This window comes from Pseudomonas sp. W5-36 (genome assembly GCF_046540455.1).
GTDB lineage: Bacteria > Pseudomonadota > Gammaproteobacteria > Pseudomonadales > Pseudomonadaceae > Aquipseudomonas > Aquipseudomonas graminis_B.
The window spans coordinates 122122-135131 of record NZ_JAXCIQ010000007.1 but is presented as its reverse complement, the minus strand read 5'-3'; the positions used below and the strand labels follow the sequence as shown (position 1 = coordinate 135131).

Genomic DNA, 13010 nt, shown 5'->3' with positions numbered 1-13010 from the left:
AGGGACGACGGTGTTTTCGATCGCTAGCGCGGGTAGGCGCCGTTATCCACTGCGATGACTTTTCCGGTCAGGTGACGGCTCTGTTCCGACAGCAGAAACAGAATGACGTCGGCCACGCCGTCCGGCTGAATGGGCTCCTTGAGGATTTCCTGGCGCTCGTACTCACGGCGTCGGTGCTCGGGAATACGGTCATGGATCGAGGTGTCGCGAATCAGCCCCGGGGACACAGCGTTTACCCTGATCCGGGGGCCGAAATTCCAGGCGTTCGCCTTGGTAAGGCCGATCACGCCAGCCTTGGTCACGCCGTACCACGCATCCATGCTGCCGACCTCCCCTGCCACCGACGTGATGTTGACGATGCTGCGCGAGTAGTCGGCCGCCGACTCCCGCCGTGCGAAGTCCTTGGACAGATACCCCAGGGATTTGAGGTTGACGGCCCAGATCTCATCCACTTCCGCGTCGGTGTAGTCGTACACACCTTTGCCGTGATAGATCCCCGCGTTGTTGACCAGGGCATACAGCGCCCGGTGATTGTGAAGGTCGTACAGGTTGCCGATAAACGACTGATAGACGTGCGCCTGGGAGAAGTCAGCCAGGTGGGTTTCCAGTCGGTGCAGGGGCAGGCTTGCCTGAAGCGACTGCAGGCCCAGCCTGTCGCTGTCCGCTGCGATGACGTAGTAGCCCGCCTTGACGCAGGCCAGGGTGGTGGCCTTGCCAATGCCGTTGGCGGCGCCGGTGATCACGATCTTTTTCATGGCTGTCCCTGCTCGGTGAACTGATTCATGCGTTCGTAGAAAGGTCGATGCAGCTGGTCATACGCCATCAGATGGGGATTATCGTGCAGCGGTCGCGGGTCGAAATCGGCGCTATCCGGCGTGATCGTGGTGCTGTTCTCGGCGTCCTTGTGCCAGCTGCGCCAGGCTTTCCATTGCTCGGGGCACCTCGCATTCCAGCTCAATGCTTCGGGCAGGAAATCCAGCTGCAGGTGGTCACAAAGCCTGCGCAGGGTGGTTTCCGGATGGCTGGCCAGGTCCTCGGCGTTGATCACACAAGGGGTTTTGCCGGTCAGCCGCCTGACCTCGCAGAAGACTTCGTACAGCGCTTGATGGCCGATGGCGTGCGCGGGCATCTGCGGGAAGATGGCGTGGTGGGAAACAATTGCCCGGGCCGGGTCGCGAACGATGAAGACGTTCTGTTGCTCTGCGAGAAACTCGGCGTCGGCCTTCAGCGGCGTGAGGCAGTGGTAGGCCATATCCTTATGGAAAACGTGAGCGCGCTGGCGGGCGTCGCGCAACAGGGCCTTGATCGCTTCATAGTCACGGGGCATGCCGCAGTTGAGGTCCCCATGGGGAATGGCGGACTGTTCGTCGAAGGCCATGTGCGAAAACGGCTCGTGAAAAACCTCGAAGTCACCGCGCTCGATGAACACCCTTTCGAGGATCGTCGACCGCGAGCGGGGATGGGCCCAGAGGCCGATCATGCGGTTCATGCGCGGCCCTCCATGGTCGTTTTGTGACGCGCGACGGGCGGCGTGGAAACGGGCGGATCAAGCGTGTCGGCGATGAAGCCCTGCAGACGCTGCACGCCCAGGCGTGCGTCATTGCCCGCAGTCAGGAACGCCGGATAACGGGCGTATTCGTCCGAGGTCAGGCCGCCCTCAAAGTACGCCTGGTTGAAATACGGAATGGCCAGAAGGCGGTCCAGCACTTTGCCGGGAATCTGCACCCATTCCGTCGCCGGTGCGATGCTGCGCCCGGCCTGCTGACGGCGTATGAGGAATTCGATGAGTTCAGGCGTCAACGTGTACAGCGTGGTGTCGGCGCCGGTGCGCTGCAGGTGCCAGCAATGTTCACGCCCACGCGCATCGGTGTCGACCTTGATACTGCACAGCAACAGTTGCGCCGGTGTCTCGCACCGTCGCATCAGCGCCTGCATCGCTTGGTACACCGCGAGTTCGGCCCAGCGCTTATCCGTCTGGCCAAGGTGGAGGCGACGGCCCCGCGCCTGCCGCTCGAATTCCGGTTCCGCACCCAGCCGGCCGATCATGAAGCTCACCACGTAACGCGCCCGCTCCGTGTTCACACCGTTGGCAAGCGCCCGCTGGCGCCCGGCTTGAATGGCCTTGAGGCAGGCATCCAGCTGAGAGACGCTAAAACAGAAGGTGTTATTGATCGAGCAGCCCCGGGCGACCAGTTGCTCGATGGCGCGATAGCCCTGAGCGCTGCCCGGGATCTTGATCATGATGTTCGGCGCCAGCGCCGCCAGTTCGAGCCCGCGGGCCACCAGCGCGTCCTGATTCATCCAGTGCCCGCCCTCGATCTGCGCGGACAGCCAGCCCGTTCGATGCCAGGATTGCAGGAACAGCGGTAGTAACAGCTGCGCGCTGTCGATGATCAGTTGGTCATAAAGCGATCGCAGGCGAATGTCCGCAGGCAGGGACGCCGGCAAGGTGTGGAGGAATGATCGGTAGTGGGCTGAATGGGTCACCAACGCCTGCCCCATCAACGCAGGATTTGTAGTGGCTCCGCTGACACCCGCGGCCGATGAACCCAATGCTTCAGGCAACAGCGCAATAACCGACGACTGCATATCCGGGTAGGTCTGTAATAACCGCCTTTGGCACTGCTTATATATAAGGGGTGAAGAATCGAACCATACTTCCGAATCGGAATTATATGTTTTTAATCGCTGAACGAAGCCCGAAACATCCATGAGGGTGCCCTTCCCGGTTCGATAAATTCACGAAAATCGAGGCCCCGGCTGTACACGGGCAAAATGCCAGCTATTTCAAGCTGATAGTCAGGAAACTGAGCCTTCGAGGCTCTAAGATGGATCCATTCCCATAACCTGTCAAATGCAATTGGCCGGGATTCTAATGCCAAATTCGAATAAGAAAAACGCTTTGTTATCGCTGATATGAAGATGAATCTCTATCAGAATTTCTTCCCTTTTTCGAAGTAACTCAAACGAATGAAAATGAATGTTCAATACAAGATCCAGTGCAAAATTGTATTGATGCGTCATGATTCACAATAAAAGTTACACCCAGGGATCGCTGAATTAATTAGTCATACTACTTATATTAATGAGTGGCCAAGATGTAAGCGCATGTGTCGTCAACACGTTTCTCCGAGGAACAAGCGACGGCTTTCTTGCAGCGCGCCTTGCACGTTCTCCTCGACGACCGTCAGCCATTGGGTTAAGAAAGCGCAGGGGCGGTCACCGCACTGCGCCACTCAAAAAAACAGACCAAGAGACCTGACCGTGAGCAAACCTTCCGCTACCGAACGCTACAGCTACAAAGCCCGCTGGAAAGCCCGCTGGTTTCACTGGGTGATGGCGATCCTGATTGTGCTGGCGTATGCGCTGATCCTGAGCCGCACCCAGCTGGCCCGTGGCAGTGACGCGCGGACTTTCGTTGTGCAAACGCATTTCTGGGTCGGCATCGTGGTGCTGGTCATGGCGTTTTTCCGCATCGCCGAGCGTCACCGCCACACGCCGCCGGGGATTACTCCGCCCCTGGAAGGCGTATTGCGTCTGGCCGCCACGCTGTCCCATTACGCGCTGTATGCGTTCCTGTTCGCGCAACCGCTGCTGGGTCTGTTCACGGTGCTGCTGGAGCGCGGCGCACTGCCGATCCCCTTGACATCCCTGAGCATTCCCGCGCCGTTCGACCTGTCCAAGGACACCGCCGAAACGCTGGAGCATTACCACGTCTTGCTGGGCACGATTTTCTACTACGTCATAGGCCTGCACGTGATTGCGGCGATCTGGCACCACTTCGTGCGCAAGGACAACACCGTCAAGCGCATGGTGTAGGCCGGACCGTTCATTCGACGGCGCCGCTTGCGTCAACCTGCTGCGGATCAGCGAGGATCGACTGAATCCACCCGCCCATCCACCGGATCCGGCGGTACGACCCCGTCCTGGCTGGTGTCGATGCTGACCACCACCGACATCCCGGGGCGCAGCCGGTCCACGTCGTGCTGGTCGTCGTCGATGGTGATGCGCACCGGGATGCGCTGGGCGATCTTGACGAAGTTGCCGGTGGCGTTGTCCGCCGGCAGCAGGCTGAACTCGGACCCCGCCGCCGGCGAGATGCGCTGCACCCGACCGCGCATCTTCAGGTTTTCCAGAGCATCGACGGTGAAGCTCACCGGCTGGCCCAGGCGCACGTTGGCCATCTGGGTCTCTTTCATGTTGGCGATGATCCAGCGCGGACGCGGCACCAGGGCCATCAACTGCGCGCCGGAATTGACGTACGCACCGAGGCGCACCCCGATCTGCCCCAGCTGACCGTCCCGAGGCGCGGTAATGCGCGTGTTGGTCAGATCAATCCGCGCCAGCTCGATGGCGGCCTCGGCGTTCTTCACCGAGGCCTCCAGCGAGCCGCGATTGACGATCACCGTCTGCAGGTCCTGACGGGAAATCTCCAGCGCTGCCTTGGCTTCGGCCAGTGCCGCTTTCGCCTGCGCATCCGCGGCGCGGGTCACGTCGAATTCGCTCTTGGACACCGAACCATCGGTCACCAGCGCCTGACCGCGGCGAAGGTCGGCAGCGGCTTTTTCACTCTGCGCTTGAGCATTCGCAACGGCCGCCTGACGCTGGGCGATGGTGGCCTCGGCGCTGCGCCGTTGCTGCAGATTATTGGCCAGTGCGGCCTTCTGGACGCCCAACTGCGCAATGCCCTGATCGAGATGCTGCTGGTAAATCCGGTCGTCGATGCGCACCAGCAGGTCGCCCTTCTTCACCCACTGGAAATCCTGCACCGGCACTTCGTAGACGTAGCCACTCAGCTGCGGCCCGATAAGCGTGGTCTGCCCGCGAATCAGCGCGTTCTCGGTGCTTTCAATCGGGCTGCTGAACGGCGGCAACTGCCACGCGTAGAGCACCACCAGCACACCCGCCAGGGCAATGCCGCCGAACAGAATCGACGACACCAGGCGTATGCGCGCCGAACGCGGTTGCGTGGTGGCCGGCATGACCGCCGGTGCAGGTGCTGCGGAGGTTGCCTGAGACGGAGCCGAGCCGCCCGCAGAACTGTTGGAAGCGTTGCCAGAAGGTTTACCGGGTTTTGTCATGAAGGTTGAGCGCCAGAAGGTGTGAGAGGAGATGCCGCAGGGGTCGCCGGAGTAAAGGGTGCGACCGGCTCGGTGGTGATCCACAGCCAGATGGCGCGGCTGGTGATCCAGATCATGGTCAGCACCGCGATGACAGCGATCAGCATGAACACATCGTTGTACGCCAGGGTATTGGCTTCGCGGGTGGCGGCGGTCGCCAGCGAGCGAATGCCCAGGCTGGTGCGCGCGGCCGGGTCGGCGATGGCGGACATATACGCGCCGCTCGCGCTTTGCAGGCGCGACTGCACCTGGGCATCGATCAGCGTGACGTGCTCGACGATGTGCGCCGAATGGAATTTCTCGCGCCACACCTGAAAGGTGCCCAGCAACGCCGAGCCGATCAAGCTGCCGACGTTCTGGGTAATCCCGAACATCACCGAAAAACTGACCATGTTGCGCGGGTTGCTGATCACCCCGCTGATGCCCATCACCAGGGTCGGCCCCAGAAAGAAGGTGCCGCCGAACGCCAGCAAAAACTGGCTGAAATACATCTGCGGCTCGCGGGTGAGGCTGGTCGAGAAGCTGTCCATGCTTGAGCCGATCGCCATCAACGCCAGGGAAATGATCAGCGGCTTGAACAGGTGCTGGGGATTGATCGTCAGCGCGCTGACCGCAAGGCCCGCAACGCTGCCCAGCAGCATGAACAGGTACAGCGTGTGCAACTGCTCGGTGCCCTGATTCAGGCCCTGAAGAAAACCGACCGCGCCGGTGGATTGCTCCGACAGCACGATGCGCGTCAGCAGCACGCCGAAGGCGAAGCGGATCATCCGGCCACTGCCCAGCCAGCGGGTAATCAACAGCGGGCGGGTGCGGTTGTGCTCGATGCACAGTCCGGCGAGGATCAGCACGATGGACGACGCCAGGGCGATGCCGATCCACGGCTCTTCAAGCCACCATTCGATCCGCCCCAGGGACAACGCCGCGCACAATGCCGCAAAGCCTGATGCCAGCAAAGCAAAGGTCAGGAAGTCGAGTTTTTCGAAGGCTTTGAAGCGATCACCGGGTGGCAGTTTGAGAATCAGCACGCAGCCCAGGGACAGCAGGCACATGCCCAGTTCGAACAGGTAAAGCCCGCGCCACTCGGCAATCTGCAGCAGGTCTTCGGAAACCAGTCGCGCCAGCGGCGTCGCCAGCTGCGCCGTGCCGAGGCCCAGCACCAGCGCTTTCATCCGCCACTTCTGCGGGAAGGCCTGGATCATGTAATACAGGCCCAGCGAACTCAGCGCAGCGCCGACCATGCCATGGGCCGCTCGAACGGCAACCGCTGATTCGATGTCGTTGACGAACAGGTGAGCAAAGGTGACCAGGGCGTACAGCACCAGGAACACTTCAGTGAACGCCCGCAAACCAAACTGCTGGCGAAACTTCACCAGCAGCAGGTTCATCGACACGTTGGTCATGACATACGCGGCGGGCAGCCAGGCGATTTCGGCCTGGATAGCGCCGAGCGAGCCCTGCAGGTACTGGAGGTTGGCGACCACCAGCGCATTGCCGAGCCCGCCGGTCAGCGCCACGATGACGCCAACGATGGCATAGGCCCAGCGTTTCGGCGTCGCGTGCAAGGGCGTCGACGGCGACCCCGGCAACGTCGGTCGCTCGTGGGGGGCCCAGTCGTGGGGTCTGTACTTGTCGTTCATTGAGCGAACCTGATGAATGCCATGCAATACCACTGAAGCGCGATGGGGCGCGCTCTATCAGCGCTGCCCCCGTCAAAGCTAGCTGATCATTCTCAGTTCGCGCGCCTGCTCCAGTGTGACATCCACTGCGTGAATGCTCGCTTGCCTGTGTTTGAGCATCCCGCCGCTGCGGCCGTTGAACACCGCATTGATCTCCGAAAGAATGGACAACGCCACGCTGTGCGGCGCGTCGCCGCCCAGATCAAGGCCAACCGGGTAATGGAGGCTGGCTTGTGCCGCGGCGTCGCGGAGCTGATCCGGCAGCTCGTCGAGCAAACGCTCGGTGCGGCTGCGCGGCCCGAGCTGGCCGATATAGCGCGGCGTCGACTCAAGGACCTGCCCCAGCCAGTGACGGTCCTGGGTCAGGCTATGGGTCATCACCACCACGGCGGCATCGGCGACCATTGCGTGCAATTCAGGCATCGGCTGCAGCGGCGCCGACAGCACCTGGTCGGCGTCCGGGAAACGCTGGGGCCGGGCGAAGTGCGAGCGCGCATCAATCACCGTGATGTGCCAGCCCTGCAGCCGCGCCATGCTGACCAGCGGCATCGCGTCGTGCCCGGCACCGAAGACCACCAGCCGGCGGGGCGCAGCGATGTATTCGAGGAGCACTTCGACGGCGCCGTCGGCGCTGTCGTAAGTACGTGTGGCTGAACGGCGGGCGTCGAGCACCGTTTTCAGGTCCTCGGACATGGCCGTCGCCAGCCAGCGTTCGCGCATTTCACTCTGGATCTGCCCGGATGCACGGATGGCTACCCGCTCGCCCAGTGCCGTGTGGCGTTCGCTTTGCGTACCGATCACCGTCGCCAGCGCAGCGCCAGTGCCGCTGGCCTTGACCTCACGCAGCACGTCGACCACCAGGCTCGCCGCCTGCGGATCTATCCGTTCGAAGAGGATGTGCACCGTGCCGTTGCAGCCCAGGCCGAAGCTGAGTTCGGCATCTTCGAGCTCGTCGTCATCCTCGCCGGTGCTGTACGTACGCATGGACGGCTTGCCGTTGGCGGTCAGCCACCAGGCCTTCTTGCTGACGTCGCTTTCCAGGCATCCGCCGCTGACGGTGCCGGTGGCTTCGCCCATCGGCGCAATAATCATCCGCGCGCCGGGGCGCCGGTAAGCCGAGCCTTCGACCTTGACCACCGTGGCGATCACCACTTCCTGCTGCCCGGCCTGCGCTTCATCAAGCGCCACCAGCAGACTGGATAGATCATTCATGCGCGTCCCCAAAAACCGGTTCATTCATCTGACGTGATTCACTTTTAACCTGACTAATGCCCTGCAACGCCCCTGCCCTCTCGGACAAACGTGCTGTTGTGCTGACTGCCAGTTGCCGCGCAGGTTCAGGTTTTGCCCACAAGACCTACGTCCTGGGCAGCGCAACTGCGCTGGAATGGCCGGCAGGGTAACGCAGACTGGCCGCTCATTGGCCATCGGTCACCGACTGCGCGAATCAACCCACGCTGTGACTACACTCGGTGCGTGCCGTTAAATCCATGCAAACGCTGATGACTCAAGGCATCGACGTATGCGTGGGCAGTGGCCATCCTTCGTTTGGATATTTCGGTTGAACATTCCGGGCCCCACGAGCCTCAAACCCTGAATCGCCGTACCGCCTGGCTGCGTGGAATCACTCCACCGGGTCCACCGGGCATCGGCAACGCCGGAGAGCACCTGATGACGCGCCAACTACGCCAGCTTCGTGAAACATCCGCTACCCACACCCTGTGCCAGCGCTTTCAAAGTGTGCGGGAACGTACCGAATTTCTGGTCGAGCCACTGAGCGCCGAGGACATGGTGGTGCAGTCGATGCCCGACGCCAGCCCGGCCAAGTGGCACATGGCGCACACCACGTGGTTCTTCGAAACCTTTCTGCTGGCGCCGAACCTGCCGGGTTACGAAGCCTTCGATCCGACATTCGGTTACCTGTTCAATTCCTATTACGAAGCGGTCGGCCCGCGTCATCCCCGCCCCCAACGCGGGTTGATGACCCGGCCAAGCGTCGATCAGGTGCTGGCCTACCGCAGGCACGTCGACGAAAACATGACGACGCTGTTGATGACGCCGCTCAGCGACGAGATGACCAGCCTGATTGAGCTGGGTCTTGCCCACGAGGAGCAGCATCAGGAACTGCTGCTGATGGACATTCTTCATCTGTTCAGCCTGTCGTCCCTGAAACCCGCCTACAGCCCGCGCTGGCCGAAAGACCCATCGGGGCGTCGCGGTCACTTCAAGCCGCTGAGCGCCGGCCTGACCGAGATCGGCCACGACGGCGACGGTTTTTCTTTCGACAACGAAGGCCCGCGCCACACCACGTATTTGCAGTCCTTTGAGATCAGCGACCGGCTGGTGACCAACGGCGAGTGGCTGAGTTTTATTGCCGACGGCGGCTACCACACTGCCGCCCTGTGGCTGTCCGAGGGCTGGAGCCTGGTGCAGGAAAACGGCTGGAACTCGCCCATGTATTGGCAGCACGACGAGAACGGCTGGAAGCGCATGAGCCTGCGCGGCCTTGAGTCGATCGACCCGTCTGCGCCGGTGACCCACATCAGTTATTACGAAGCCGCCGCATTCGCCCTCTGGGCCGACGCGCGCCTGCCCACCGAAGCGGAATGGGAAGCCGCCGCCCGCGCCGGCTTGCTCGAGCAAATGGACGACGTCGCCTGGCAGTGGACGCAAAGCGCCTACAGCGCCTACCCAGGCTTCAAGCCCTCAGTGGGCGCGGTCGGTGAGTACAACGGGAAATTCATGGTCAATCAGATGGTCCTGCGCGGCGGCGCCAGCGTCACGTCGCCCGATCATTGCCGCCTGACCTACCGCAACTTCTTCCACGCCGACAAGCGCTGGATGGTCTCCGGCCTGCGTCTGGCCCGTGACAGCCGTCAGCCCGGCGTCGTGGACCCGAACGACAGCGAATTCGCCCGCGACGTGGTGGCCGGTCTTGGCGCCGCGGTGAAAACCCTGTCGCCCAAGTATTTCTACGACGCAGCGGGTTCAGATCTGTTCGAAGCCATCTGCGAAACCCCCGAGTACTACCCGACCCGCGCCGAAACCGGGCTGCTGAAAGGCATCGCCGGGCAGATTGCTGCGACCATTCCATCCGGCGCAGCGCTGGTGGAGTTCGGCAGCGGCGCCAGCGAGAAGACGCGCCTGGTGCTCGATGCCGCGCCGCACATCGCCGTTTACGTGCCGATCGACATCAGCGCAACGGCGCTCAACAAGGCCGCGCGGTCATTGCGCCAGCGCTACCCTGCGCTGATCGTTGCCCCGCAAGTCGATGACTTTACCCGGGTGCTCACCCTGCCTGAAGAAGCCGACGGCCACACCCGCGTGGGCTTCTTCCCGGGTTCCACCATCGGCAACTTCAGCCACGAGCAGGCCGTGGATTTCCTCCACAGCGCCCATGAGGTCCTGGGGGAAAACGCGCATTTCATCGTCGGTGTCGATATGGTCAAGGATGAGCAGACACTGGTAGCGGCTTACGATGACGCCGAGGGCGTGACCGCGCAGTTCAACAAGAACCTGCTGACCCGCATCAATCGCGAGCTGAACGCCGACTTCGATGTGTCCGCCTTCGATCATCTGGCGGTGTGGAACGCCGACCAGGCCTGCATGGAAATGCACCTGGTCAGCCGCAAGCAGCAAAGCGTCACCGTCGCCGGGCACACCTTCCGCTTCGCCGCCGGGGAACGACTGCACACCGAGAACTCCCACAAGTTTACCGTTGAATCGTTCACCGAACTGGCCGCCCGTGCAGGGTGGACCGTCAGCGAATGCTGGATCAGCGAGGCGCCGGAAATGGCGCTGTTCAGCCTGCAGGCGTGACTGGAGTCATGCGCCCGGCCCCGCAGGAATCTTCATTGTCATTTGCAAAATGGCGCTGGTAGCATCCATCAGCACCCTCACGGATCCCGGCTGTTCAGCCGGGAATTGAGTACAACAAAAATCAACAGGGATTCAGCGATGACGGCTCAGGTACTACCTGCCGAATACGCGGGCGAGCAATCAGCCTGCGAGAGCGTTCTGTCCGACGTACGCAATCATATCGGTCACATCACCCTCAACCGCCCCCAGGGCTTGAACGCCATCGACCTGCACATGGTCCGGCAGCTGCAGTTTCAGCTGGACGCCTGGGCGAAGGATGACAACGTTTACGCCGTGGTCCTGCGCGGGTCAGGCGAAAAGGCGTTCTGCGCCGGCGGCGACATCCGCTCGCTGTACGACAGCTTTAAAACCGGTCGAACCGAGCACCTGGACTTCTTCGTCGAAGAATACGCGCTGGACCTCACCCTTCATCATTACCGCAAACCCGTGATTGCCCTGATGGACGGCTTCGTGCTGGGCGGTGGCATGGGGCTGGCCCAAGGGGCGGACCTGCGCGTGGTCACCGAACGCAGCCGTCTGGCAATGCCGGAAGTGGCGATCGGTTATTTCCCTGACGTAGGCGGCAGCTACTTTCTGCCCCGGATACCGGGCGAGCTGGGGATTTACCTCGGCGTCACCGGCGTGCAGATCCAGGCCGCCGATGCGCTGTATTGCGGGCTGGCGAACTGGTACCTCAACAGCCAGCGCCTTGAAGACCTCGATCTGCAGCTGGATAACCTGAAGTGGAGCCTGACCCCGCTCAAGGATGTACAGGGCGCGCTGGCGAAACTCGGCGTGCAGCACTTGCCTGCGCCGCCGCTGGCAAAGCTGCGGCCGGCCATTGATCATTTCTTCGCGCTGCCGGACATCCCGAGCATCATCGAACAACTGCTGGAGGTGACCGTCCACGACACCCATGCCTGGGCCGTCGACACTGCCAACCTGATGCAGACCCGTTCACCCCTGGCGATGGCGGTCACTCTGGAGCTGCTGCGCCGCGGCCGGCATATGCCGCTTGAGCGTTGCTTCGCCCTGGAGCTGCATCTGGACCGCCAGTGGTTTGAACGCGGTGACCTGATCGAAGGCGTGCGCGCCTTGATCGTCGACAAAGACAAGAAACCGCAATGGAGCCCCTCCAGCGTGCAGGCCTTGAATGCCGAGCACGTGGCAAGCTTCTTCAGCGGTCATGAGGCGTGACCTATGCAAGATCTTGAATTGACCGAAGAACAAGTGATGATCCGCGACATGGCGCGGGACTTCGCGCGCAATGAAATCGCGCCCCATGCCCAGGCCTGGGAAAAGGCCGGCTGGATCGACGACGCGCTCGTGGCAAAGATGGGCGAATTGGGCCTGCTCGGCATGATCGTCCCCGAGGAATGGGGCGGCAGCTACATCGACTATGTCGCCTATGCGCTGGCCGTCGAAGAAATCTCTGCCGCCGACGGCGCCACCGGTACGCTCATGAGCGTGCACAGCTCGGTGGGCTGCGGGCCGGTGCTCAATTACGGCAGCGACGCGCAGAAACAACAGTGGCTGGAAAAACTCGCCAGCGGCCAGGCCATCGGCTGCTTCTGCCTGACCGAACCCCAGGCCGGCTCCGAAGCCCACAACCTGCGCACCCGTGCCGAATTGAAAGACGGCGAGTGGGTGCTCAACGGCGCCAAGCAGTTCGTCAGCAACGGCAAGCGCGCACAGCTGGCGATCGTCTTCGCGGTGACCGACCCGGAGTTGGGCAAGCGCGGCCTGTCAGCGTTTCTGGTGCCCACCGACAACCCCGGCTACCGCGTCGACCGCATGGAACACAAGATGGGTATCCGTGCATCCGACACCTGCGCCGTGACCCTGAGCGATTGCCGGATTCCGGCGGAAAACCTCTTGGGTGAACGCGGCAAGGGACTGTCCATTGCCCTTTCAAACCTGGAAGGCGGACGCATCGGCATTGCCGCCCAGGCCCTGGGCATCGCCCGTGCGGCATTCGAGGCGGCACTGGGTTACGCCCGTGAGCGGGTGCAATTCGACAAGCCGATCATCGAGCACCAGAGCGTCGCCAATCTGCTGGCCGACATGCACACCCGCATCAACGCCTCACGGCTGCTGGTCCTGCACGCCGCGCGCTTGAGAACGGCGGGCAAACCCTGTCTGTCGGAAGCGTCCCAGGCCAAGCTGTTCGCCTCGGAAATGGCCGAATGGGTCTGTTCCAAGGCGGTGCAGATTCACGGCGGCTACGGCTATCTGGAAGATTACCCGGTGGAACGATACTACCGAGACGCGCGGATCACCCAGATCTACGAAGGCTCCAGCGAAATCCAGCGCCTTTTGATCGCCCGCGAGCTGCGCCACTACTCGCTGTAAGGGA

At 62.2% G+C, this 13010-nt stretch carries 10 protein-coding genes; 4 read left to right on the top strand and 6 right to left on the bottom strand.

Annotated features, from left to right (window positions below):
- Positions 1-23: 23 nt before the first annotated feature.
- From SLW74_RS14620 to SLW74_RS14610, 3 genes are read right to left on the bottom strand one after another with little or no spacing between them, the layout of a single operon-like run.
- The gene (locus tag SLW74_RS14620) at positions 24-755 is read right to left on the bottom strand and encodes an SDR family NAD(P)-dependent oxidoreductase (protein ID WP_065986486.1); all 732 of its coding nucleotides are present in this window, start codon (positions 753-755) and stop codon (positions 24-26) included.
- On the bottom strand, positions 752-1489 hold the full coding sequence (locus SLW74_RS14615) for a sulfotransferase family protein (protein ID WP_410929305.1): 738 nt from the start codon (positions 1487-1489) through the stop codon (positions 752-754). The genes SLW74_RS14620 and SLW74_RS14615 overlap by 4 nt, the downstream gene beginning before the upstream one ends.
- A complete protein-coding gene (locus SLW74_RS14610) occupies positions 1486-2589 on the bottom strand; it encodes a transaldolase family protein (protein WP_410929304.1) in 1104 nt (367 codons plus the stop codon). The genes SLW74_RS14615 and SLW74_RS14610 overlap by 4 nt, the downstream gene beginning before the upstream one ends.
- Before the next feature lie 675 nt (positions 2590-3264).
- On the opposite strand from SLW74_RS14610, the gene SLW74_RS14605 reads away from it, so the two are divergent.
- Positions 3265-3819: a cytochrome b gene (locus SLW74_RS14605; RefSeq protein WP_410929303.1), complete on the top strand. Its 555-nt coding sequence runs from the start codon at positions 3265-3267 to the stop codon at positions 3817-3819.
- A 47-nt stretch (positions 3820-3866) separates the two neighbouring features.
- On the opposite strand, the gene SLW74_RS14600 is transcribed toward SLW74_RS14605, so the two are convergent.
- From SLW74_RS14600 to SLW74_RS14590, 3 genes are all read right to left on the bottom strand, one after another.
- Positions 3867-4982 (bottom strand): HlyD family secretion protein, encoded by a 1116-nt coding sequence (locus SLW74_RS14600; protein ID WP_244160300.1) that lies wholly within the window; start codon positions 4980-4982, stop codon positions 3867-3869.
- 95 nt (positions 4983-5077) lie between these two features.
- Positions 5078-6757: an MFS transporter gene (locus tag SLW74_RS14595; RefSeq protein ID WP_410929302.1), complete on the bottom strand. Its 1680-nt coding sequence runs from the start codon at positions 6755-6757 to the stop codon at positions 5078-5080.
- A gap of 78 nt (positions 6758-6835) precedes the next feature.
- Positions 6836-8008, bottom strand: coding sequence for an XdhC family protein (locus SLW74_RS14590; protein ID WP_410929301.1), 1173 nt, complete (start codon positions 8006-8008; stop codon positions 6836-6838).
- A 459-nt stretch (positions 8009-8467) separates the two neighbouring features.
- On the opposite strand from SLW74_RS14590, the gene egtB reads away from it, so the two are divergent.
- The 3 genes from egtB to SLW74_RS14575 all read left to right on the top strand — a co-directional run bounded on the left by egtB (position 8468) and on the right by SLW74_RS14575 (position 13006).
- Positions 8468-10615 carry an ergothioneine biosynthesis protein EgtB gene (gene egtB / locus SLW74_RS14585; RefSeq protein WP_410929300.1) on the top strand — a complete coding sequence of 716 codons (2148 nt, stop codon included), beginning with the start codon at positions 8468-8470 and terminating at the stop codon, positions 10613-10615.
- Between the two features lie 138 nt (positions 10616-10753).
- Positions 10754-11851: an enoyl-CoA hydratase/isomerase family protein gene (locus SLW74_RS14580; protein ID WP_410929299.1), complete on the top strand. Its 1098-nt coding sequence runs from the start codon at positions 10754-10756 to the stop codon at positions 11849-11851.
- A 3-nt stretch (positions 11852-11854) separates the two neighbouring features.
- Positions 11855-13006: an acyl-CoA dehydrogenase family protein gene (locus tag SLW74_RS14575; protein ID WP_192134679.1), complete on the top strand. Its 1152-nt coding sequence runs from the start codon at positions 11855-11857 to the stop codon at positions 13004-13006.
- Positions 13007-13010: the final 4 nt, after the last annotated feature.